The sequence below is a fragment of the Alteromonas sp. S167 genome (genome assembly GCF_036864375.1).
Lineage (GTDB): Bacteria > Pseudomonadota > Gammaproteobacteria > Enterobacterales > Alteromonadaceae > Alteromonas.
In genome coordinates this window covers 218,286-241,192 of record NZ_JAZETR010000002.1, presented here as the reverse complement: position 1 = coordinate 241,192, position 22,907 = coordinate 218,286, and the positions used below count along the sequence as shown (strand labels likewise).

The window sequence follows — 22,907 nt, the reverse complement described above, 5'->3', positions numbered from 1 at the left end:
CAACTTCATTACAAACAAAAAAGCCCCAGCATTTGCTGGGGCTTTTGGATAGTGTTTCGCGATTATGCCGCGCTTTGACCACCGTCAACCGCTTTAAGCGTTTGTGAAGCAGGAACAAGTTCTAAGTCGAACGTGTACTCGTCTACACGTACCGCAAGCTTACGCTTCTCGTTGTAGTCGTGCAGCTGTGCAGCTTCATCAGCAGTAACCACGCCTTTTTCTTGCAGCTTGTTAAGAGCGTGCTCGAAAGAGATAAATGGTACTACAGGCTCTTTGCGAAGTGCTTTTTGCACTTTGCCTAATAGGTGCGCAACAGCGTGCTTCGCTTTAAACGCTTGCTCGTTGATGTCGTTACCATCGCCCGGGCTTACCTTAACAAGGTGAGTAAGCTGCGCCTTAACGCTGTTGTCCTGCATTGATGCAAGAGACAACTCACGCACTAAGTCATCGCTAATGCCAGCAACACTATTAGTGTAAGTGTTGGTTAGCACACGCATTAGGCCACGCGTAGCTGTATTCGGGAAATTGTTGATAAAGTTAACAATTGCCTGGTCAGCTTGTTGTAAAGACCACTGCATTGCGTATTCGAAGTACGGTAGTGCAAGTTTTCTGTCTTCAATGCGCTGCTCGTAGAAACGAATTGCAGCCATTGCACCATATAGGTAGCTCATTACGTCACCTAAACGTGCAGATAGAAGCTCAGCTTTCTTCAAGTCACCACCAAGTACAGCTAGTGACAAGTCAGCAAGAGGTGCTAGTTTCGCAGAGATGCTGTTCACACGCTTCTCGTACTTACGTACCTCTGGAAGTGCAGACTCGCTACCACGTAGGAATGGAAGGTATGCCTTTCCGAAACTACGGAATGCATTCTTCACGCTGAAGCCTACAGTTTTGCGAAGTACTTTGTTGAATTCTTTGTCCGCAGAACTTTCGTTGCTGTGAATTAAGTCAACCATATCTTTTAGGTATGGGTGACAACGCATTGCACCTTGACCGAAGATCATAAGGTTACGCGTTAGGATGTTTGCACCTTCTACGGTAATCGCAATTGGTAGTGCCGCGTAGCCGCCAGCCAGCGTGTTTTGTGGACCGCGCTGAATTGCTTTACCCGCTTGGATATCCATAGCAGAGTTCATTACATCACGACCAAGCTCAGTCATGTGATATTTTGCAATTGCAGTAACAACAGACGGCTTAACACCAAGACCTAGACCCTCTGTAGTAAGAACACGCATTGCTTCTAAAAGGAACGTTTTACCAGCGATATCAGCAATGTTTTCTTGAATACCTTCGAAACGACCAATTGGAAGACCAAACTGTTCACGTACGAAAGAGTACTCAACTGTACCTTTAAACGCTGATTGCGCTGTAGCAACGCCCATTGCTGGTAGTGAAATACCACGACCTGCACCTAGACAGCTTACAAGCATCTGCCAACCACGACCGATGTTCTTCTGACCACCAATGATGAAATCCATTGGGATAAATACGTCTTGACCGCGTGTTGTACCGTTGTAAAAACGCACGCCCATTGGGTCGTGACGATTACCTAGCTCAACACCAGGGTGTGACTTAGGTAGAAGGGCACAAGTGATACCCAGCTCTAGCTTGTCACCAAGTAATTGGTCTGGATCGAACACTTTAAATGCAAGGCCAAGTACAGTAGCAATTGGAGCGAGTGTAATGTAACGCTTGTCCCAGCTTACGCGTAGACCAAGAACTTCTTCACCGTTGAATTCGCCTTTAGTTACAATCGCTGCATCTGGAATAGCGCCTGCGTCTGAACCCGCTTCTGGACTAGTAAGTGCGAAACATGGAATGTCACGACCGTCTGCAAGGCGTGGTAGCCAATAGTCTTGTTGGTCGGTAGTACCGTAGTGCATTAATAGCTCGCCCGGACCTAACGAGTTAGGAACCATTACGGTTACCGCAATCGCGCCACTTTTCGCTGCAATAGTTGCAACGATCGTTGAGTTTGCATAAGGGCTAAACTCTAGACCACCGAATTTTTTTGGAATGATCATAGAGAAGAAACGGTTCTTACCTAGGAAATCAAGAATTTCCTGAGGAATGTGTTTACCATTTCCTAATTCAAAATCGTCAACCATGTTCAGTAGCTCAGCTACTGGGCCGTCCATAAATGCTTGTTCTTCTGCGCTCAGCTTCGCCTGAGGGATATCGCGTAGCGCCTGCATGTCAGGCTTACCCTGATAAATCGAAGATTCAATCCATACGTCGCCCGCATCTAGGGCTTCTTGTTCTGTGACTGAAATTGGGGGTAATACTTTCTTTAAGCTAGTTCTTAAACTCATAATAACTCATCCGCTCATCTGACCAGTTGTGATAATTAATACTACAACATATTCACAAAAGATCAAAAAAATTCGCTCAAAATTACGTTAACAACCGTTAATGTTTCGTTAAAACAGCTATTTAGCTCGGTAATTTTGAACCCCAATACGTTAATTCATACGGTTGTATTGGGTTTTATGATGATTAAATTTCTGTGTGAGTTATGTTAATTGCTGATTTGCATGTAGAATTTCGGTAATGACTAACAAAGGATAGTGTGATGAGTCACAGCCCTAGTGCCGCACCATTTAGTATAAAGTTTCCACTTGTATCTCTTGTTTTAGTGCTATTGCTTACCTGTATTGCGATGATTGGCGCGCAAAACCTCTATTTTAGGGGCGACTATAAGGTGTTTTTCGAGCCTGATAACCCACAGCGCATGGCATTTGAAGAGATGCAAAACATCTTTAATAAAAGTGAAAACGTGTCTTTTATGGTGGTGCCAGATGATGCCAATGTAATGAAGCCCACAACGTTGCAGCTTGTGGTTGAATTAACGGAAAAGGCGTGGCAGCTTCCACTATCGACTCGCGTTGAGTCAATTTCAAATTACCAACACACCTATGATGAAGACGGCGATTTGGTTGTTGAAGACTTGATAACAAAAGACTCAGCAACTCTGGATAACATACCGTTTATTCAGCAAGCATTGATAAATACGCCAGAAGTGTACGGCAGACTGTTATCTCGCAGCGAAGATGTTACGGTTATCGATACAACGATTCAGCTTCCAGACGGTGACCAAACTCAGGAAGTCATACAAATTGCCACTGCAGCAAAAGAAATCAAGCGCGAGATAGAACAAGCGTATCCGCAGCACAAAATATACCTTAACGGTATGGTCATTATGAATGATGCTTTCGCAGTGGCGGCACAAGAAGACGCGCAAACATTAATCCCTGCTATGTTTGGGTTAATTTTTGTTGCTATTGCATTCATAGTGCGTTCGCTATGGGCAGCGGTATTTACCATGGTTGTGGTAATGGTTTCTGTGGCAATCACCATTGGCATAACAGGCTGGTTAGGTGTGTACCTTAGTACGGCAACGGTTAATGCGCCCACAATGATTACAACGCTAGCGGTTGCTGACTGTATCCATATTATTGTGGGGGTGAGGTATTTCCTTTCTCAGGGCAACACCAATCAACAGGCCATTGAAAACAGCGTAAAAGCAAACAGAAAACCTATTTTTATTACTAGTGTCACCACTGCTATTGGTTTTTTGATGCTTAACTTTTCTGCGGTTCCTGTGTTATCGCACCTAGGCAACATGACCGCGTTGGGTGTCATGCTGGCGTGCGTGTTCTCCCTTACCATTTTGCCATCGCTTCTTATGTTGAGACCGCTATCAACGAAAAATGCTACGCAATACGTCATCTTCAATCAGTGGGCGCAATTCGTTTACACGAAGCACAGGCAATTACTTCTAATCTCTATTTTAGTAATTGCAGCAATAAGTGCATTCGCCTCCACCAATGTGCTAAACGACGTTGCGGTTAAATACTTTGATGAACGTAGTACTTTTAGACAGGCTGTAGATATAAACGAACAAAAGCTTGGCGGTATGTCGACAATAGACTTTGTGGTTTACACCGACGAACCGTATGGAATAACAGCCCCCAATTTTTTAAACGAAATTGATTCATTCGCTGAGTGGTTAAGAGCGCGAGATGAGGTAAATCATGTGCTTACGTTTACCGACACACTGAAGCGGCTTAACAAAAATATGAATTTTGACGACGAGGCGTTCGCCAAAATTCCTCAAGATGGCGACCTTGCCTCTCAATATGTTTTGCTTTACGAAATGTCGCTACCTTTTGGTCTAGACTTAGGCAACCAAATGGATATTGATAAGTCTGCACTACGTATCATCGCACTTATAGAAAACTTAGGCAGTAACGACATTACTGCACTTGAGAGAGAGGCAAAAGCTTATTTTAACGGGCGTGATACTGGGTATCGTGTAGAGGCGGCTAGCCCTCCATTGATGTTCGCGCACATTGGCGAAAGAAATATGAAAAGTATGGTGTGGGGAAGCATAGTTGCCCTTGTTCTTATTTCTTTCCTTATATTATTTGCACTTAGGTCGATAAAGCTTGGTGCAATAAGTTTGGTGACAAACTTATTGCCGGCTGCCGTAGGTTTCGGTGTATGGGGCATGATTTCTGGTGAGATCAATATGGCATTGTCGGTGGTTATAAGCATGACAATGGGCATTATTGTAGATGACACAGTACACTTTTTAACGAAGTACCAGGCTGCACAAGCTAATAACAAGTCGACTAGGGAAAGCATTATTTACGCTTTTGATACGGTAGGCATGGCCTTGACCACAACAACCGTTGTGTTGGCGCTTGGTTTTGCTGTTTTAGCATCATCGAGTTTTGTGCTTAACGCACATATGGGCATGTTGACTATTATCATCATTGTGGCAGCACTTATTATCGATTTTATATTCCTTCCAGCGCTGTTAGCGTGGGTTGGCAGCAATAAGACAATCCCAAAGGAGTCTTAAAATGAAAGTAATGACTTTATCTGCCGTGTTACTTGCAGGGCAATTATTGATAGGCAATTTGGCTAGCGCAGATGTGATGGGCGACCCAAAAGCCATTGAAGTAGCAAAAGAACGAAAAGCGAGAGACTTGGGGTGGGGGACAACAGAAGCCACCGTGACGATGGAGCTAAAAAATGCGCAGGGCCAGAAAGCAACAAGGGCTCTTCGCGTTAAATCGCTTGAGGTACAGGGTGATGGTGACAAAGCGCTAACGGTATTTGATTCACCAAGAGACGTTAAAGGCACTGCCTTTTTGAGCTTTTCACACGCATTAGAGGCAGATGAGCAATGGATTTATCTGCCTGCATTGAAACGGGTGAAGCGTATCGCGTCTAAAAACAAAAGCGGACCGTTTGTAGGAAGTGAATTTGCGTTTGAAGATATGACGTCTTTCGAAGTCGAAAAGTTTTCTTACGAATACGTGGGTGAAGAAACGGTTAACGATGAAATATGCTTTGTTTTGAAGCAAACGCCGGAGTACGATTTTTCAGGTTACTCTTTTATGAAAGTATGGGTGGACCAGTCGCACTATCGCGTCCAAAAAGTAGAGTTTTACGACCAAAAAGGCGCCTTGTTGAAAATACTTCTGTTAAGCGACTACAAGCTGTTTAAAGACAAGTATTGGCGCCCAATGAAAAACCTAATGAGAAACGTACAAACTCGCAAAAGTACAACGTTAGTTACAGAAGAAATGACGTTTGATACAGATTTAAGCGACGACGATTTTGATAAGAACAGCCTTAAGAGAGTGAGATGATAAAAAAAGTCGCATCCTTTGTGTCGCTTGGCACAATCGCGTTTTCAAGCGTTGCAGTAGAGATAACCGGTTCTTCTGGAGTAGAAATGCGTTATTACCTTCAAGACGCGCTATACCCAGAACAAGAACGTACCTATGGGTCTTTCTTTGTCTCTCCAGAAGTGTACACCGAGTTTAATGACGGTAACGATTCACTGCTGTTTAAGCCTTTTTATCGAGTAGATGAACACGATGACGAACGTACTCATGGCGATATTCGAGAACTCCAATGGGCGCATTATGCCGATAGTTGGGAAACCAAAGTTGGAATTGGCAAAGTTTTTTGGGGCCAAACAGAGTCTATCCACCTTGTAGATATTATTAACCAAACCGATGCCGTTGAGCAGGTGGATGGCGAAGCAAAACTTGGGCAGCCAATGGTGAACGCGTCTTATTATTCTGACATAGGCACGTTTTCAGTTTTTGTTTTACCGTATTTTCGTGAAAGAACATTTCAAAGCACTGAAGGTCGTTTAAGACCACCTATTGCTATTGGTGATGCGATATATGAGTCATCAAATGAGCAGCGCAATATAGATTTAGCAGTGCGCTGGCAATCTTCTATTGATGACTGGGAAGTAGGGCTGTCTTACTTTACTGGAACAACTCGGGAACCAGAGCTTGTTGCCGGCATAGATGAGAATGGCAACGTTGCGATTAACCCTTTCTACGCACAAGTTAATCAAGCCGGTGTTGATTTACTAAAGGTAAGTGGTGCGTGGCTTTTAAAATTAGAGAGTATTTATAGAACAGGGCAAAGTGAAGATTTTGCAGCGTTAGTAACCGGTTTTGAGTATACCCAGCAAGGCGTATTTGACTCGCAGTATGGATTAGGGTATTTACTTGAATATCAATACGATGAGCGCGATGACAACTTCTTTGCTGTAGGGCAAAACGACCTTATGATGGGGTTGCGCGTTATTGTTAATGATATTGCAGGCACTGAAATGTTGTTTGGATATGTGCAGGACTTAGACGAAAGCGCAACTTACTCTGCTTTTATTGAAGCTAGTAGTCGCCTGTCTTCGAACTGGCGTTGGAAATTAGACGGCTATTTCTTTTCATCGGACGATGTAGAGGACACGTTCTTTTTCCTTCGAAGAGACGATCATATTCAGTTGTCTTTGGAGTACTTTTTTTAAGGTTGAAGTTTAAATGAAGCAGTTGTTTTGGATGTTAGGTGCGCTAGTGGTTGGGCTTTCACAGGCTAACGCTGCACCTAAAAACTATGGAGTGGTGACGGCCGGCTATAACGATTTTGATTTTGCGCAAGCAAGTGATAGTGAGTTGGCCTTTGGAGCTGCATTTGGTAAACAAGTTCATCAGCAGTGGTATGCAGAGCTTGGGTATTTAAACCTTTTCGATTATTCCGACGATACAGTGAACGCCGAAGGTGAGGCGCTCTACTTAGCTATGTTAGGCAAGGCGTCGGGAGGAACTGGCGAACTTTTCTATAAAGTGGGTGTGGCAAGAGTAGATATTGCAACCGATTTTGCCTGTGACGATTCTGGCGTTGCGCAACGCTGTGCAAGCGATAACGGTATCGCTGCAGGTTTAGTTGGATTAGGGTTCGACTACTTTGTTTCGCTAAAGTCTATGGTTCGCGTGGAATATGTACATTTGTCTGGCGAAGACAGTTTCTCTACCCATATGCTAAATGTTGGGTTTAGATACAATTTCAATTAATTCATAGTGGGGGCGCAAATCCAAATTGTATTGTGAAAAGTAAAAAACAGTACATGGATTACAAAAGGTGCCCCTATGAAAAACGAACTTGATAGTAAATTTTTACTTCGAGTGTTTGATAAAATTCGTCAACACGGCGAAAAAGAAAACGAGCAATATAAACTGCTTGGGATCACCGCATATACTGACCACGATGGCTACACCTTGTTTATTGAAGATGTGCACGTGAAGCTGCGTTTCGGATTTCACAATAAATACCATTTCGATTACGAGTCGAACAGTCATCTTGAAGGCTTTGAGAAAAAGCTGAAGAAAATCGAAAAAGAATACTAATCACTATAAGTTTTGCGGGTGGCGTGCGCCCGCGTAAGCACTTCTCTCAATAGCCGATCAAAGTACCTTCTGATACAATGCCGCCATATTAATTTGAAGTGTCAATTTAAAAGGAACGCTACATTGGCAGCGGCAATAAAAGCTCCCACATTCAGACTAGCTTTTCTAGGGCCGAAGTTTTGGCCCGTATGGCTTGGTGTAATTATTCTTTACCTTATTACTTGGCTGCCATTGCCAGTAATCCGTGCCATTGGTGCAGGCACAGGTAAATTAATCGCTAAAATAGTGCCCAAAAGAGCCAAAGTTGCCAAACGAAATATCACGCTATGGAACCCAGAATTAAGTGAGGCGCAAGTTGAAGCGCTTTACAAAGAAAATATTCGCAGAACGGGTATGGCATTGTTTGAAACCGCAATGGGGTGGTGGTGGCCAAACTGGCGTATTCAACGCGCTTTTGAGATTGAAGGAACAGAGCATATAGAAGCTGCGTTTGCAAAAGGCAAAGGCGTGTTTGGTATGGCGTTGCACAATATGAACTTAGAGTTCGCTTGTCGAGGCATTGGTTATTACCATCCAAGCATTGCTTTTTATCGCAAGCACAACAACCCGCTAGTCGATTATCTTCAGTATCATGGCCGTAATCGTTCTAATAAATATATGATTGATAAGCGCAATGCAAAAGCGTTGCTGCAGGCCCTTGATGAGAAAGAGCTGTGTTTGTATTTACCCGATCAAGACTACGGCCCTAAGCAAAGTATTTTCGTACCTTTTGGCGGCGTGAAAGACACGGCAACCACCACAGCAACATTGATGTTTATAAGACGCAGTGACTGCGAACCCATGTTAATTTCATCGCAGTACACCAAACGTGGCTATAAGATAAAAGTCTTCCCTGCACTTCATGGTTTAGGTGAGATGGAAGACACAGAAGCGTTAACGTTGTTAAATCAACATATTGATAAAGCCATTAAAGAGCAGCCGGAAAGCTACCTTTGGATGCACAAGCGGTTTAAAACAAGACCAGCTGACAACCCATCGTCACTTTATTCGTAAACACAACTCGGTTGAACAGCGCTCAGTCAAACAAAAAATATTGATAAATAGTTTAATAGGTTTTACCTCACGCAGTGCACTACAATAAAAGGGTGCTTACATGTAATAGCGCGGAGCGCATAGGTTTTGGTAAAAGGTTATAAGTAGGTATACAAAGGAAATGGGACAAACAACGTATTCGAGCTCATCGTTTTGGGCAAAGCAAGTCGCTTTGGCAGTGGCGCTAATTGTGGCGGCCTCGGTGCTTATTTATATGCTTTCTCTTAATGATGACAATCCCGTACCTGACTCAGAGACCGAGAAAAAATCGGTAAGTCGTGGTTTAAGTGAGTTTTATCGCGACATTCGTATGTCTGCGACCAATCCAGAAAAAGAAGAAACAAGTGATTTCGTGCTTGATATTGCTGGTGTTGACCCAGACCTGGATGGCAAGCTTGCACAGATGTCTAGCCAAACTAGACCCGTTGAAAAGAACTGGACTGGCGAGCATAAATACAGAACTTTTAAAGAAGGTAACACCCTACGCGAGGCGATATCGCAATACGCACAAGCCGAAGGCATGCAGCTAATTTGGAACTTGCCGCAAGATTTCGTCATAAAGCATCAGTTTCAGTTAGACAATACCGTCGCAGGATCACTTGCCAGTATTGCTAGTTCAATAAACAGTAGCTTTGAAGGTGAAGTTATGGCCTACCTATGTGCAGGCCAGCGTTCATTGGTAGTCACTGCGCAGCGCTCAGAATTTCTTGATAACGAATGCGCAGTAGTTAGGGGTTAACCTACTTCTTCTTTGAATAAAGTAGCCCATTGTTTTGTAACTGTTTCACGGATTGCGTCGAGCTCATCACTTTCGTCAGCGTATTTGGTATCGGCCAGCGTGAGGTGGTGGTACTGCTCGCGAAGTGCTAGATACTCATTTTGCAGTGTAGACGCCGTTTCTTTGCTGAGTAAATTGCTTTGCGCTGCTGCTTCGAATATCCGCAAGTTATCAGGGTATTCAGTAAGAGTTCTTTGTTGGTTCGCATGGGCAAGTACCCAAAATTGCGCCATAAATTCGATGTCTGTTATGCCGCCTACACATTGTTTTAAATCCACTTTATCGTTAGTGTTTGAAAGCAGGTGCTCGCGCATTTTTATGCGCATACTACGCACATCATTGGCAAGGGCGTCTATGTCTCGATGTTGGCATAATACGCGTTCCCTCACTTCACAGAACTGCGTTAATAATTCACCGTCACCACAAATTCCACGTGCCCGTACGAGGGCTTGATGTTCCCACGTCCACGCTTCTTCATGCTGATATTTTTCGAAACCGTCTATATGACAGCAAAGTAAGCCGGCGTTTCCAGATGGGCGAAGCCGTAGATCGGTTTCGAAAAGCTGTCCAAACAAGGTTTTAGTGTTAAGCAGATGCATAATGCGCTGAGCTAATTTTATATAAAACTGTTGGGCCTCTATTGCTTTTTTACCGTTCGTAGTACTTGTTCTAGGCGCATTATGTAAAAAAACTAAATCGAGATCTGAACCATAGCCCAATTCATAGCCGCCAAGTTTGCCATAGCCAATAACGGCAAACCCCTTGTTTTGCCCTTCAAGGTGTTTGGGAACGCCAAATCGCTCACTAATTTGCATCCAGGCAGCGTTCACAACATTTTCCAGAATTACCTCAGCAAGGACCGTTAATTTATCGCTAACATGGTTTATTGGAAGTGAACCACTAATATCACTTGCTGCAATGCGAAGCTGTTGGCATAGCTTAAACTGTCTCCATGCATCCATTAGCATTTCAACATCATCTTGCTCAATGCGTAGCATATTTTCACGAAGCTCTTGTTCGTATTCTCTTTTACTTGTAACAATGTCAGTGTTTTGTTGCCCCAAATACAATGGTGTTAGCAGCTCGTCTAGCAACAATGGGAAACGCTTAATTTCTTGTGCAATCCAATCACTACGTTCACATAAACGCACTAGCTGCTTTAATACATCGGGGTTTTCTAATAGCAAATCCAAATAAGTGGTGCGCCCTGTAATGGCTTCAATTACCCCTAACAAGCGCGACAGCACATTAACAGCATGGTGAGGGTGCTGCTGCACTAACACATACAAAATTTCGGGCAGAAGCTTATTAAGCGTATCTTCACCTTTTTGGCCAATACGGTAATTGCGCTGCTTTTCTTTGAATGACAATACTTGAGGGTAAATACCTTCTATTTCATCTACTGACAAATGGTCGCTAAATGCGTCGCTAAACTCCTCTTGATTTAACGACAGTTGCCACGCATCTTGGCAAGCAGTGAACAAAGTATCTTCTTGTGAGTGAGTTTCACTTTGTTCTTCAACCAAATCATTAAAGTGTGCGTGTATACGTGCCATAGCATTCACTAACGCGGCATTAAACTCATCATAATTCTCATAGCCCATCACTTTTGCTAGCGCGTGTTTACGCCATGCTTCATTGGGAAGTGTTTGTGTTTGTTCGTCGTTGTTTTGCTGAAGCGTATGCTCTACTTTTCGCAAAAACAGATAGTCTTCGACAAGCACATCCGTGGTTTCTTGTTCTACAATATCAAGATTACTGAGTGCTTTTAGGGTAGTAAGTAATGACTTACTTTGAAGTAAGGGCTCGCGTCCGCCGTGAATAAGTTGAAAACTTTGGGCAAAGAATTCAACTTCCCGAATGCCGCCCGCACCTAATTTAATGTTGTTACTTAATCTTCGCCGTCTTATTTCTGTGGCGATGAGCTTTTTCATATTTCGCAACGCATCTAGCGTAGTGAAATCTAAATATCGACGGTACGTAAAAGGATGGAGAATACTGGTCAACCAAGCGACTGACTCTTCGTCTTTGCAATGCGGATTATGTGTATTGATTATACGCGCTTTCACCATTGCAAAGCGTTCCCAATGACGCCCTTGGTCTTGGTAGTAGTCTTCAAGTGCAGCAAAGTGCATTACCAGAGGACCAGAATCACCAAACGGGCGAAGGCGCATATCAACGCGGTACACTTGACCATCGTTGGTAATTTTATTCAGTGCTTGAATAAGCTTCTGCGCAACCTTAATAAAGAATTGCTGGTGTTCTATGGATTTTCGACCACCTTGGGTTTCGCCTTTCTCTGGGTAGCAAAATATAAGGTCTATATCTGAAGAGAAGTTAAGCTCTTTACCGCCCAGTTTGCCCATGCCCAAGATGTACATGTGCATATCACCGTGTTCATCATGCGGTTTTCCGTAGCGCGTAGCTAAGAAATCGTATAGCCAGTGGTATGCTTTTGTAATCAATACATCAGCTAACGCCGATACCTGCTTTAGCGACTGGGTGATAGTTTGTTTGTTCAGTACGTCACTAAACGCTATGCACGCCATTTCTTGGTTTCTGAACTGCCTTAGTACCCGTGATAATTCATCTTCCGAGCTAATGTGCTGTAGCTGCTCTGTCAAAGCAACTTCATAGAAAGAGATCTCTTGGTTTTTTGGCGGCGTACCGATAATGCGTGAAATAGCTTTGGGGTTATTAGCAAGTGTATTAGCTATAAATAGAGAGCGAGAGAATGCCAGAAGCAATTCGTCTTTATGTATTTCAATTTGTTGTTTAGCACTGTCGGTTAAATGCGGTGATGCCAATACTTGATGCCAAGCATTTTGGGCGTGTTCAAGGTTTGTCATGCTATTTTCGTTTTCTGTTGGCATAATACTGGCACATAATATTGGATATATTTCTTTAACTAATCAAAGTATTGACGACTGCGCTTCAAACTAAAAGCAAATGCTCGTCTTTGGAGCAACGATAACGTGGAAGCCTTAGTAAAACTAGTACCTCTTACGCAAGAATTAGCAATTTACCTTGCCATGGATGTGGCCATTGCGTTGGTACTGTTGATGATAATGAAGTGGCTTACTGGTGCATTTCGAAAGCACTCTGTTACCGAAGAGCTGGGTGTGAAAGATAACTTTGCTTTTGGTATTAGCATTGCTGGCGGCATGCTGTCGCTGTGTATTGTATTGAGTTCTGTAGTAGGAAGGCACGTAGGGCAGGGGTATCAAGACGCTGCTTTAGGAATGATTGTTTTTGGTGCCGTAGGTATTTTATTGGTAAAGCTAGGACGGTTTGCGCACGACAAACTGGTACTGAATGAAGTAGATACCCATGAAATGATTGCCGAGCGCAGTGTAAGCGTTGCACTGGTTGATGCAGCAAGTTTGGTAGCAAGCGCTATTGTACTTCGCAACATCATGTTGTGGGTGGATGGGAGCGACATGAATGCCCTTATTGCTATAGTAACGGGGTTCTCAGTGGTTCTTACTATGCTGTTAATAATGACGCGTATTTTTGAGTATAGATATGCCAAAGACAACCAAAATGACTCTTTCCAAGGCGCGCTTGAAAAAGGGCAACTGGCGTTAGCCATTGAGCATTCTGGTAACTTGTTAGGTACAGCCATGATTGTATCGGCTGCAAACAATTTATTGGTTTATTCACCATCGGGTTATGTAAGTAATGTAACGGGGTGGCTGTTTGTAAGCGTATGTTTAACTATAGCGCTTCACTTGCTGGTACTGGTAAGCAAGAAAATAATCTTATTTGGCATGCACTTTAGGCAGGAAGTGGATCAACAGCATAACGTTGGCGTGGCGGCAGTCGGATTTACTTTGAGCATAGGGAACGCCATGATTATCAACGCTGTTTTGGGTGGGTAGTAGGTGGCTAATTGAGTTGATAATTGTGGTGAAAAGTTGGCTGAACTGCTAAGTGGCTAGTTGGGTTAGCAGCTGGCTTGAAAGTAGGGTGACTAGCTATTCTTTTTTCTGTTTATGTGAATATGAATAGTTCTTGTAAACACAGGGCTACTCAAACCCTTTTGACTCCATAACACAGTGTGAATCATGTAGCTTGCGCTGCGCAATTATACGGTCTTTCTTCTGACGGCTCATTTGTTTCACTTCATATTCTAGCTTTGCCGCGTGTGACTTGTCTTGCACTTCAAAAACAGCGCGAAAACATAGCGGCGTTTTACCTTTTAAGGCTTTAGCACCGCCTTTTAATTCGCCCCTATGCTGCGCGATGCGACGCGTAGGGTTATTAGTAATTCCCGTATAAAGCTGCCCCAGCTTATTTTCAATAAGATAAAGATACCAAGCCGTGTTTGTGTCTTGTTGATGGGTATTACTGATGTTGGCTGGTCTGCTCATTACCGTGTTTTTTGTTTCATAAATTATAGTTCAAGGATAATACCAGAGCTTGACCGGTCATAGCAGGGCAAGCAGTTAAATCGACAAGTCGTAAAAGTACTAAGTCGTTAAAATGCTAAGTTGTTAAAATACCAGTGGTCAAAATTTGAGAAGTGTCGAATTAGCACTACGATAACTAAGCGATGTTAGGTAATATAGCAGCGCGCTATTAAATCGAATTCATTCAACGGTAATATTCATGTACGAAAGTTATTACGGACTTAACTCGAAACCGTTTCAGTTAACGCCAGACCCCGCATTTTTCTTCGCCAGTAAATGGCATAAACGAGCCATGTCTTACCTTCAGTATGGTTTGTCACAAGCGGAAGGCTTTATTGTTATCACTGGTGGCATAGGTACAGGTAAAACTACCATTGCAAATAGCCTGCTAGAAGAAATTGAAGACGATATTGCAGCAGCGCAAATTGTTACGCCAAAGCTATCGCCAGATGAACTAGTAAAAATGGTGGCCGCGAAATTTGATATTCCTACCGAAGGCCGTTCGAAAGCAGACATTCTAAAAGCCCTTGAAATATTTCTATTCGATTTAAACAGGGCGGGGCGCCGAGCACTTCTTTTGGTAGATGAGGCGCAAAACCTGCCGCTAGAAACCATTGAAGAGTTACGTATGCTAAGTAACTTTCAATTAAACGGAAAGCCGCTCATTCAAAGCTTCTTGTTAGGCCAAGAAGAGCTGCAGCCAATTTTGCGCGCGCCAAACATGGAACAGTTTAGGCAGCGTATTGTGGCGTCGTGCCATTTAGCGCCGCTGTCGCACGACGAGTGCAAGGAATATATAGAATATCGTTTACGCAATGCAGGTTGGAACGGCTCGCAGCTGTTTAGTGAAGAAGCGTACGAGCGAATTCATCTGTTTACACGCGGTGTACCTCGTAAAATAAACACCTTGATGGACCGCATTATGTTGTACGGGTTTCTTGAAGAGCTAGATAACATCTCTGCAGATGCCGTAAATGAAGTTATTGACGAAGTTAAAGCCGAGATGTTTGAGCCTGATAAAACGGGTGCAGAAGTAACCGAGCATATGGGCTTTGCTGATAGCCCAGAAAGTAAAACGGTGATGACGCCAGAAGGGAATGTTATTCGCGATACTAAGTACTACTTAGACATGCTAGCTGAGCTAGTAGATGCACTGGATGACGCGATTTCCCAAAAGGTGAAAATGACCCAGTACGTCGATAAGCTTATGAAGAAGAAGTTTAAGACTTACGTGCGGCTTAAAGAAGATGGCAAAAACGATCGTTAATCAACGTTTGGCGGATTTAACAATTAGGTGGAATTACCTATCGAAAATTTAAAAAAATTGTCGACCTCTTTTACATCATTTAATGATAAATTTCCAAGGTGCTTTTAAATTATTGATAATATAGTGATTTTTATTCTTGGTCTTTTTTTTGCATTGTTGCGCAGAATCAACTCATTTAAAATTAGCTACCAATGCAAATATATAAGTCACTATTGTTATTTTTTGTTATCTCTCTCACTACTTTTCCTTCTTATGCTACAAAAATATCTGTTATTAGCGCGCTGTCGTGCAATACAGGAAATGTCTTACTTACCTCTATAAGAAACTCTAATGAGCTTGGAACGGAGCTTATTTCAAATGTATATAGTGCGACTGGATGTGCTGCTTTTTCTGGCAACGATGATGGAAATTTGAAACCATCAGCAAATTTTGGTGCCTTTGGTGACGGTCTTTTGAACGGTAATAACAACTTTTTCCAAGAGGGAGCTTTTGTTGAAACTAAGGACTTACTTGATTTAGACGGTGTTGGCGGCGTTAATGATCCTGGCTGGATAAGACTAGGCACTTTAAATGATTTATTAGACGTATCTTATGAAAACGTAACGGCACCATTTTCTAACGCTGAATTAAATATTGAGGATGTTCTTACCATTGACTTTTCATGCACTGATGGCAAAACAAGCGAATGCCTTGCGGGTACTTGGTCACTTAAAACTGATTTATCCATAATTGAAGAGGTTCAGAGCGTTTTAGGAAGGTCAACATTTGATCGACTCGCTATTTCTCTTAAAGTGGGGAATCGTTTTTCAGTATATGACTTCGACTTTAAAGATATATTTTCAAAAGAGCCTCCCGGCAAATTCGATTTCTTTACCCCATATACGCTGAGTGGCACTTTTAGTACGGCAGACTTTTTGAATAAAAATGGAAAAGCTCAATCTATCTCGCATGTAAGCGTGTGGGCTAGAGACCCTCTAGCTGTAGATGTAGCAGAACCGGATATACTAACTTTGTTTATATTTATGTCAGCTTTCTATTTGCGCAAAAAGATAAAGGTTGTATTTGATTTCATAAGACTTGAGACTTAACTTATTCTTTGCTGCTAGGAAGGCTATAGCTTTGCTTTTTTGCGCTGCATAGCCTGTTGAGCCTTCAACTAATAATTAAAAGCTCTTTTTGATAGTAGGGTCTAGTTAGTTAAAAGAATAGTTTAAACTTATCGATATCCTTCTACTTTCAAAATTTGCGCCAAACAGCCCATTTTGTGATCCGATGGCGTTAATGTTATCGCCTTTTCTATCAACGAAATCTATACCAGTTTTAAACAATAGGTTTTTGGTTATGGAGTGCTCGACGTTGAAGCTTAAATTAAAATTATCGCTCTCACCGTTTGAAAATGTTTCTGAGCGTTGTGTTATTGAAGCTGCTTCGATTTCCGCCCCGAAGCGGGTTTTGGTACCGACGCGATAATAGACACTACTTTCAAAGGAGTATGTGCGTATAAGTCTATCTTGCTCTAATGCGTCATCCTCCGAATATCTGAAAGAGCCTCCCACAGTTACTCTGGAAAAATCATAGCTTAATTGTAAATTGCTCGATTTTCTAATTATAACATTATCATTAATATCAATATTTTGATTTGAAAACTGTACTAGTTGTTCATCAGCATTGGGTGAGTAGTTTAAACTGTTAGGTTGAAAGCAGTTTGAAATTGATATTGAGTTTACAGGGCAAACGAAAACACCAAGATTTTCCGGGTTAGACAAAAGCCTAGAAGCGTTGGTTACATCCTCTGTGTATGTAAAAGCTGTTCTAAGCGCCCTAGAGTTGAATTTTAAGCTTGCGCTCGCCGTTTCACCAAAAAAGCGTCTACCATATTTGATAGATAATCCCGTTCTTTCTGTTAGAGCCCATTGAACATCAAGACCAATAAAAGATATGTTGTTATTTTCAACAGCATCTGACTTCGAGATATTTGTTGTTATCGAGGCAAACCTGTTTTCTGATTGACGATAAGTTAACCCTGCGCCATATGAATCAAAGGTACGTACGATGCTCGATGCATTATCGGCACTTGATATTTGATTGCCCTCATGATTTCCATTTATTCGTACTGCCCAATTTCCTAATAAGTGCACGTCTACGAACGCCGACGACGTCCTGGTAACGAAGTTTCCTTGGTTACGATCCAATCTATCGGTGCTTTGAAATGTACCTGTAATCTGCCATAGAACATATTTAGCGTCTTTCCCGCTAGACAGTTCACCCGACGCAAAATACGTATCGTTGTTTAAAGCGGGAAAAGCAGCGATTATGTTTGGTTCTGATGCAACATCAGAGTAGGAAAGTGTAGCGTCGCCTCTAATCCAGCTTCCTCTTTCTAATTTACCAGTAATAGCAAAACGATTGGAACGCGACTTTGTTAGTGCTTCTGCATTTGTAAAAAAATCAGATACTAAAAAATTTCCTGATTGAGCATTTTGATACTTTAACGCGCCGCTCGCTGAAACAAGAAATACGTCTCCTAAGGGGGACCATATCGCCTTATAGTTGTATTCTCCATATGTGTCATCAATTATATCTTCATTCCGGCCACGTTTTAAATATGTTACCTTTCCCTGCCAAAGGCTATTTATCGTTTTAGATTGATAGCTGGCATTTAAAGTAGGATTCACTGAGAAGGTAGTAAAAGAGTCGTTCCCGTTCTCCTCAGAACTGATATCTTGATAAACACTTGTAAGCGATGAGTTTGCTGATAGCTTTAAATCGGCGACAGCGTTGTTACACACAACGAAAGAAGAACAGGTTGCAATGAAAATCTTGTCCGATAGTCCTTTCATAAAGCGATTCTTATTTTTATTAATGTTCACAGCTTAGACTTCCATTCTGATCAGGTAACAAAACGACGATATGCTTAAAGATTAATAGAGCCTTAGGCGGTCTAGCGCCTAAGACTTGGTGTGATAATAACCATAATAGCCAGTATCGTCATCAACTGAAACAATAGCTTTATTCACAACGAAACCGATCGCCATTTCAGGGTTTAAAAGCGATACTGCTCTATTTATGTCTGTTAGGCGTGCTTTACCTTCTTCGCAAACAACAACCGCCTGTCCCGCAAAGTTTGTAAGGATAGCTGTTTCATTTATGCCTATAAGTGGCGGTGTGTCAATTATCACAACCCTATCAGGATATCTTGTAGCTATTTCATCAATGGTTCGCTGCATTTTTTCGCTAGCTAGTAATTCTGTCGAGAGGTGATGGCTTTTACCCGCAGGAATTATTCTTAATTTATCTACGTTTGTCTTGTACATAACATCTGCGATGTCGAGTTTTTCATCCAAAAGGTAGTCAATTAGCCCTGTCTCAAAATTAATACCTAAAGTTTTTGCTACGTTTGGGCGAAGAACATCTGCATCTACTAACAAAACCGTCTTGTCTTTTTCTGCTGCAATGCTCAAAGCTAAGTTTACCGCGGTAAATGTTTTTCCCTCATTTGGCCTTGCGCTACTGACCATAATGATGTTAGCGTTATTAAGCGTTTTCGAAATCGAACCGAAGGCGTTTTGCAGTAGTTTTCGTTTTATTGCTCTATATTCCTCATTAATAAGCCTTCTAGTCGAGTCAACAGAAACAAAGCCGCTCCTTTCTAGCATATCAGTGTCGATTGCTACGTCAAAAGGTGAGCCCAAAGAAGTAGAAGAGAGCTCTTTTTCATTTTCATTCTGTGAAACTGCAGAGGCGCCATGTTCGTTGGCCTTTGAGTTGCTAGTCTCTGCAGGCTCTGTCCGTTTTTTGTTCAGTGCCTTTTCAATTGTATTCATGGTAAGACTCTCTCAATTAAATCTATGTGCAAAATTTCAGCGGCCATAAGTGTCAAATAAAGCATTAATAATACGCTTGATGACAGAAGAAATATCAAAAGTCGTGCTCTATTGGTTTTTGACAGTGAGGGTTTATCCAAGTGGCTCACGCATCCTAAAACAGGATACTCAGAAAATCGGTTTATTTGAGATGCTCGGAAAAGAAGCGGGTTAAATTGACTTACTATGAATGCAACTGCTACACCAGCGCCAAAACCCAAAAATACAACTGCGGTATAGAAAATAAGACGCTGTGGTCCGCTGGGCTTGACGGGCACCATTGGTGGTTCTATTACTCGGAATTCAAAGTCTTTAGAACTGATATCTGCTCGTTGAGAGAGTTCCGCAGACTCTCTTCTTGATAATAGTTCTAGGTAATTTTGCTTAAGAATTTCATAATCACGATTCAGTGCAGTTTGCTCGGCTTCAATCTGAGGTATTAAATCTATTTTTGCTCTGAGCTCGCTAATCTTTGATAACAGGCTGTCCTCTTTCACCGCTAGCGCAGCAACTTCTCCAGCTAACCTGTTTATCTCTACCTTGATTTCAAAACTAACTGGACTCGTGCTTACTAGCTCTTCGTCTGTTTTGTCTCGCTCTAGATAAGAAGCGATTTCTTCTTCCCTTGTATTAACAAGGCTCTCCAGTAGTCTAGATGTCTCAGTCACTTCTGGGTGTAAGTCGGTAAACCTTATTTTTAGCTGATCAAGTCTGGCCTCTAACTCTAAGATCCTAGCATCATATCGAGTTCTTATAACCGGCTCACCATCTGTAATATTTGAGTTAGTAAAGTTCTCTCGTTCAATGCTTAATTGAGAAGTGAATGATTCTTTTTGTTTTGTAAGCTGGCTAATTTGTAGTCTGGTTTCTTCAAGCTCTTCTTTAAGTATATTGAGTCGTGAATAGAAAGAGCCTGATGAAGGTAGCAAGTCAGTATACTTTCTTTGAAAGTCGGCCATCTTTTGTTCTGCTAATGACAATCGATTTTCATAGTCAGATATTTGCTCGTCTAAAAACCGGTTGGCTGTTGTTGCACTTTCTCTAGATTCACCCAATGTTCCTTCGATGAAGAGGTCTAAGGTCTCTTGCACTACGTTTTTGGCTGTAGTTGCATTAGTGTGTTGATAAGATATGGTGAAGATTTGTTCTTTCGACCTCGTTTCTGGAACTATTAATTTAATATCTCCATTTAATTCCCTTATCAACTCGTTATACTCTTGCATGTTAGAGGTCGTGATGTCCAAATCAGCACCTCGTGCAATCTTTTCGATATTCTCTCTGCTTTTGAGAGTCTGTATCATCATTAATATTTTTTGATTGGGGTTGTCTTCAAACGTTAACCCGCGAAGCGCCATATCGAGTTCAGAACCGATGTCTATGTATATTCTGGCTTTTGAACTGTAAACATCCGGCATTGTGGCTACGTAAATAAGTCCAGGAGGTATTACCAGCCAGCTAAACAGCATTACATAGCGCTTTTTTATCCATATACCACGTACATGGTCGAGAATTTCTTCTAATGTGCCTCTTAAATCTTGCATAGAGCGTTTCCGTTACTACTGATTGGGTCTAAAACCATGCCTCTGGGATTATGACAATGTCGCCAGGTAAGATATCGATATTTTTAGATATGTCGCCTTTTTTAATTAGGTCAGAGATATCCACATCGAATGATTTCTGTTGGCCATTTATTACTCGCACAAGTTTTGCTCTATTTCCGTCTGCAAACTCAGTAAGACCGCCAACTTGAATCATTAGATCGAGTAGAGTCATGTGTTGTGTATAGTTTATCGCTCTTGGGTTAGTTGCCTCTCCTATTACTCGAACCTGCTCGCTGAACGGCCCCTGAAAATTATTTACACTGACCGTTACTCTAGGAGAGTTTATAAAGGTCGCAAGCTGCTCTTCAATTTCTCTGGCAAGATCAGTTGGGGTTTTGCCTGCAACCACGATATCTTCTACTAGCGAGGTAGTTACTTTTCCGTCAGGCCGTACAATAAAAGAACCTGATATTTCAGGGTTACGCCATACAAAAATAGTGAGGTTATCGCCGGGCCCTATAAGATACTGATAGTTATTAACATCAGTGGTCAATGATGCGCGAGGTTCGGATTCTGGAAGTGAGCGAGAGCTGCATGCAGAGAGTGACACAATGAAAAAAAGCAATATAAGTTTTCTAGCGTGGGTGACATGTTTCATAATTTCTTCCAAGATGTGATAATCACAAAGTTCTTTTCGTAATCGTTACACAGGCAAATGTGTTAATATTTGGCTTTGTATTAATAGTTTATATCAATTAGTTTGTTTATCATACGGTTAATGTTTTAAGTTTTACAGGGAATTGACAGTGCCTGCACAGAAAAATAAGCAAAACAAGCGTTCTAACATCTTGGTTGCGACAGAGGCGTTGCTAATAGGGTACATGAGTTATATCTCTCATTTCATCCTAGTACAAATTGGTATTTCGTCGTCCGTACCAGTAGAAAAGCTTATAGTAAATGTTGCCTTATTAGCAGTGTTTATACTGCTTTGCTCGTTATCCGTTGGCCTTTATGAAGCTAAGCTTAGGGAGACGTTTAGAGGGATAATTAGACGTATTTTTGTAAGTGTTGGTTTGAGCTACTTTCTTGTTGAAGTAGTGAGTAGAGCTTTTTTCGATAGCTTAATTATGGACTCCTACTTTTTGCCTACATCAGTCTCATCAATAATAGTTACGTTAGTTGTATTTAGATATTTTACTAATCGACTTGGTCTTCTTGGGTTGGGAAAAGTTCGTATTTTGGTACTCGGGGCTGGTGAGAGAGCATCAATTATTGAAAAGCGAATGAGGAGAGATGTCGATAGGATTGGCTTCGACTTAATAGGGTTTATTCCAATACCAGGTGATAATAGAGAAGAGGGTATTAAAAAAGAAAAGATCATACATCTTAAGATCGACGAAGGTTTCCAGCAATTTGTAATTGATAATGACATTGAAGAAATCGTAATAGCTTGCGATCAAAGACGGGGCACCTTACCTGTCGAAGTACTCTTTGATTGCCGTTTGAGAGGGATTGAAGTTACGGAGCTGCTAGATTTTATGGAGCGCGAGACGGGGCAGATTGTCGTGAACCTCATGTATCCAAGTTGGGTGATATATTCCAACGGATTCCACAGTCAGAACTATCTTCGGGATGCTTTAGATTACTCATTGAATGCGTTATTAGCGTGTTTCGTGCTGTTTTTTGTTTGGCCTATAATGCTTTTCACTGCGTTATTTATATATGTAGACGACGGGAAAAGAACGGGCGTTTCAGTTTTTTATAAACAGGAAAGAGTAGGGCAGAATGGTAAGTTATTTAACATAATAAAATTCAGAAGTATGAGACCCGATGCTGAAAAAGACGGTGCAAAGTGGGCTAGTAAAAACGACGATAGGGTAACTAGAATTGGTCACTTTATTCGAAAGTATCGGATAGATGAGTTACCGCAGTTACTAAACGTGTTTAAAGGTGAAATGGCTTTTATTGGTCCGCGCCCTGAACGACCAGAGTTTGTAGAACAATTGGTGAGAGAAGTGCCTTACTACAACCAGAGGCACAACGTTAAGCCTGGTTTAGCCGGCTGGGCACAATTAAACTATCCCTACGGCGCTAGTGTAGAGGATTCTATGGAAAAGCTTAAGTTTGATTTGTATTATGTGAAACATCAAAGCTTGTTGCTTGATTTGCTCATACTTATTAGAACAGTTGAAGTTGTTTTGTTTGGGAAAGGGCGGTAGCCCTTTTCCAATTT

Annotated in this window: 18 protein-coding genes; 11 read left to right on the top strand and 7 right to left on the bottom strand. The window is 41.9% G+C overall.

Features of this window, described 5'->3' with window-relative positions; genetic code table 11:
- Positions 1 to 62: 62 nt before the first annotated feature.
- Positions 63 to 2,312, bottom strand: a complete 2,250-nt coding sequence (locus tag V7R35_RS04290) for an acyl-CoA dehydrogenase (protein WP_334013472.1) — start codon at positions 2,310 to 2,312, stop codon at positions 63 to 65.
- A gap of 260 nt (positions 2,313 to 2,572) precedes the next feature.
- Here V7R35_RS04290 and V7R35_RS04285 point away from each other — a divergent pair, with 260 nt between their 5' ends.
- The 7 genes from V7R35_RS04285 to V7R35_RS04255 all read left to right on the top strand — a co-directional run bounded on the left by V7R35_RS04285 (position 2,573) and on the right by V7R35_RS04255 (position 9,552).
- Positions 2,573 to 4,867 (top strand): efflux RND transporter permease subunit, encoded by a 2,295-nt coding sequence (locus V7R35_RS04285; RefSeq protein ID WP_334013471.1) that lies wholly within the window; start codon positions 2,573 to 2,575, stop codon positions 4,865 to 4,867.
- A 10-nt stretch (positions 4,868 to 4,877) separates the two neighbouring features.
- A complete protein-coding gene (locus V7R35_RS04280; RefSeq protein WP_334013807.1) occupies positions 4,878 to 5,663 on the top strand; it encodes an outer membrane lipoprotein-sorting protein in 786 nt (261 codons plus the stop codon).
- Positions 5,660 to 6,844: a hypothetical protein gene (locus tag V7R35_RS04275; protein WP_334013470.1), complete on the top strand. Its 1,185-nt coding sequence runs from the start codon at positions 5,660 to 5,662 to the stop codon at positions 6,842 to 6,844. The genes V7R35_RS04280 and V7R35_RS04275 overlap by 4 nt, the downstream gene beginning before the upstream one ends.
- 13 nt (positions 6,845 to 6,857) lie before the next feature.
- A complete protein-coding gene (locus tag V7R35_RS04270) occupies positions 6,858 to 7,388 on the top strand; it encodes a hypothetical protein (protein ID WP_334013469.1) in 531 nt (176 codons plus the stop codon).
- Positions 7,389 to 7,463: 75 nt separating this feature from the next.
- Positions 7,464 to 7,721 carry a DUF3081 family protein gene (locus V7R35_RS04265; protein ID WP_334013468.1) on the top strand — a complete coding sequence of 86 codons (258 nt, stop codon included), beginning with the start codon at positions 7,464 to 7,466 and terminating at the stop codon, positions 7,719 to 7,721.
- Positions 7,722 to 7,844: 123 nt separating this feature from the next.
- Complete coding sequence (gene lpxL / locus V7R35_RS04260; RefSeq protein ID WP_334013467.1) at positions 7,845 to 8,774, top strand: LpxL/LpxP family Kdo(2)-lipid IV(A) lauroyl/palmitoleoyl acyltransferase; 930 nt, start codon at positions 7,845 to 7,847, stop codon at positions 8,772 to 8,774.
- A 160-nt stretch (positions 8,775 to 8,934) separates the two neighbouring features.
- A complete protein-coding gene (locus V7R35_RS04255) occupies positions 8,935 to 9,552 on the top strand; it encodes a TcpQ domain-containing protein (protein ID WP_334013466.1) in 618 nt (205 codons plus the stop codon).
- Here V7R35_RS04255 and glnE read toward each other — a convergent pair.
- Positions 9,549 to 12,464 (bottom strand): bifunctional [glutamate--ammonia ligase]-adenylyl-L-tyrosine phosphorylase/[glutamate--ammonia-ligase] adenylyltransferase, encoded by a 2,916-nt coding sequence (gene glnE / locus V7R35_RS04250; RefSeq protein ID WP_334013465.1) that lies wholly within the window; start codon positions 12,462 to 12,464, stop codon positions 9,549 to 9,551. The two genes, V7R35_RS04255 and glnE, sit on opposite strands and share 4 nt — an antisense overlap.
- Before the next feature lie 102 nt (positions 12,465 to 12,566).
- Between glnE and V7R35_RS04245 the strand changes: the two genes are divergently transcribed.
- Positions 12,567 to 13,472 carry a DUF350 domain-containing protein gene (locus V7R35_RS04245; protein ID WP_334013464.1) on the top strand — a complete coding sequence of 302 codons (906 nt, stop codon included), beginning with the start codon at positions 12,567 to 12,569 and terminating at the stop codon, positions 13,470 to 13,472.
- A gap of 147 nt (positions 13,473 to 13,619) precedes the next feature.
- Here the strand turns inward: V7R35_RS04245 and V7R35_RS04240 are convergent, their stop codons facing one another.
- A complete protein-coding gene (locus V7R35_RS04240; RefSeq protein WP_334013463.1) occupies positions 13,620 to 13,964 on the bottom strand; it encodes a GIY-YIG nuclease family protein in 345 nt (114 codons plus the stop codon).
- Positions 13,965 to 14,202: 238 nt separating this feature from the next.
- Here V7R35_RS04240 and V7R35_RS04235 point away from each other — a divergent pair, with 238 nt between their 5' ends.
- Positions 14,203 to 15,270, top strand: coding sequence for an XrtA/PEP-CTERM system-associated ATPase (locus V7R35_RS04235; RefSeq protein ID WP_334013462.1), 1,068 nt, complete (start codon positions 14,203 to 14,205; stop codon positions 15,268 to 15,270).
- Positions 15,271 to 15,461: 191 nt separating this feature from the next.
- Complete coding sequence (locus V7R35_RS04230) at positions 15,462 to 16,358, top strand: hypothetical protein (protein WP_334013461.1); 897 nt, start codon at positions 15,462 to 15,464, stop codon at positions 16,356 to 16,358.
- Positions 16,359 to 16,463: 105 nt separating this feature from the next.
- On the opposite strand, the gene V7R35_RS04225 is transcribed toward V7R35_RS04230, so the two are convergent.
- From V7R35_RS04225 to V7R35_RS04210, 4 genes are all read right to left on the bottom strand, one after another.
- On the bottom strand, positions 16,464 to 18,140 hold the full coding sequence (locus V7R35_RS04225; protein WP_334013460.1) for a TIGR03016 family PEP-CTERM system-associated outer membrane protein: 1,677 nt from the start codon (positions 18,138 to 18,140) through the stop codon (positions 16,464 to 16,466).
- Positions 18,141 to 18,218: 78 nt separating this feature from the next.
- Positions 18,219 to 19,094 carry an XrtA-associated tyrosine autokinase gene (locus V7R35_RS04220; RefSeq protein ID WP_334013459.1) on the bottom strand — a complete coding sequence of 292 codons (876 nt, stop codon included), beginning with the start codon at positions 19,092 to 19,094 and terminating at the stop codon, positions 18,219 to 18,221.
- Positions 19,091 to 20,674: an XrtA system polysaccharide chain length determinant gene (locus V7R35_RS04215; RefSeq protein ID WP_334013458.1), complete on the bottom strand. Its 1,584-nt coding sequence runs from the start codon at positions 20,672 to 20,674 to the stop codon at positions 19,091 to 19,093. Before V7R35_RS04215 ends, V7R35_RS04220 begins: the two co-directional genes overlap by 4 nt.
- A 28-nt stretch (positions 20,675 to 20,702) precedes the next feature.
- Positions 20,703 to 21,332, bottom strand: a complete 630-nt coding sequence (locus V7R35_RS04210; RefSeq protein ID WP_334013457.1) for an XrtA/PEP-CTERM system exopolysaccharide export protein — start codon at positions 21,330 to 21,332, stop codon at positions 20,703 to 20,705.
- A 148-nt stretch (positions 21,333 to 21,480) separates the two neighbouring features.
- Here V7R35_RS04210 and V7R35_RS04205 point away from each other — a divergent pair, with 148 nt between their 5' ends.
- On the top strand, positions 21,481 to 22,893 hold the full coding sequence (locus V7R35_RS04205; protein ID WP_334013456.1) for a TIGR03013 family XrtA/PEP-CTERM system glycosyltransferase: 1,413 nt from the start codon (positions 21,481 to 21,483) through the stop codon (positions 22,891 to 22,893).
- The last annotated feature ends 14 nt before the right edge of the window (positions 22,894 to 22,907 follow it).

Excerpts from the sequence above, each read along its gene's own strand:
- V7R35_RS04290 (WP_334013472.1), bottom strand. The coding sequence starts at position 2,312 with ATGAGTTTAAGAACTAGCTTAAAGAAAGTATTACCCCCAATTTCAGTC.
- V7R35_RS04285 (WP_334013471.1), top strand. The coding sequence starts at position 2,573 with ATGAGTCACAGCCCTAGTGCCGCACCATTTAGTATAAAGTTTCCACTT.
- V7R35_RS04280 (WP_334013807.1), top strand. The coding sequence starts at position 4,878 with ATGACTTTATCTGCCGTGTTACTTGCAGGGCAATTATTGATAGGCAAT.
- V7R35_RS04275 (WP_334013470.1), top strand. The coding sequence starts at position 5,660 with ATGATAAAAAAAGTCGCATCCTTTGTGTCGCTTGGCACAATCGCGTTT.
- V7R35_RS04270 (WP_334013469.1), top strand. The coding sequence starts at position 6,858 with ATGAAGCAGTTGTTTTGGATGTTAGGTGCGCTAGTGGTTGGGCTTTCA.
- V7R35_RS04265 (WP_334013468.1), top strand. The coding sequence starts at position 7,464 with ATGAAAAACGAACTTGATAGTAAATTTTTACTTCGAGTGTTTGATAAA.
- V7R35_RS04255 (WP_334013466.1), top strand. The coding sequence starts at position 8,935 with ATGGGACAAACAACGTATTCGAGCTCATCGTTTTGGGCAAAGCAAGTC.
- glnE (WP_334013465.1), bottom strand. The coding sequence starts at position 12,464 with ATGCCAACAGAAAACGAAAATAGCATGACAAACCTTGAACACGCCCAA.
- V7R35_RS04240 (WP_334013463.1), bottom strand. The coding sequence starts at position 13,964 with ATGAGCAGACCAGCCAACATCAGTAATACCCATCAACAAGACACAAAC.
- V7R35_RS04235 (WP_334013462.1), top strand. The coding sequence starts at position 14,203 with ATGTACGAAAGTTATTACGGACTTAACTCGAAACCGTTTCAGTTAACG.
- V7R35_RS04230 (WP_334013461.1), top strand. The coding sequence starts at position 15,462 with ATGCAAATATATAAGTCACTATTGTTATTTTTTGTTATCTCTCTCACT.
- V7R35_RS04220 (WP_334013459.1), bottom strand. The coding sequence starts at position 19,094 with ATGAATACAATTGAAAAGGCACTGAACAAAAAACGGACAGAGCCTGCA.
- V7R35_RS04215 (WP_334013458.1), bottom strand. The coding sequence starts at position 20,674 with ATGCAAGATTTAAGAGGCACATTAGAAGAAATTCTCGACCATGTACGT.
- V7R35_RS04210 (WP_334013457.1), bottom strand. The coding sequence starts at position 21,332 with ATGAAACATGTCACCCACGCTAGAAAACTTATATTGCTTTTTTTCATT.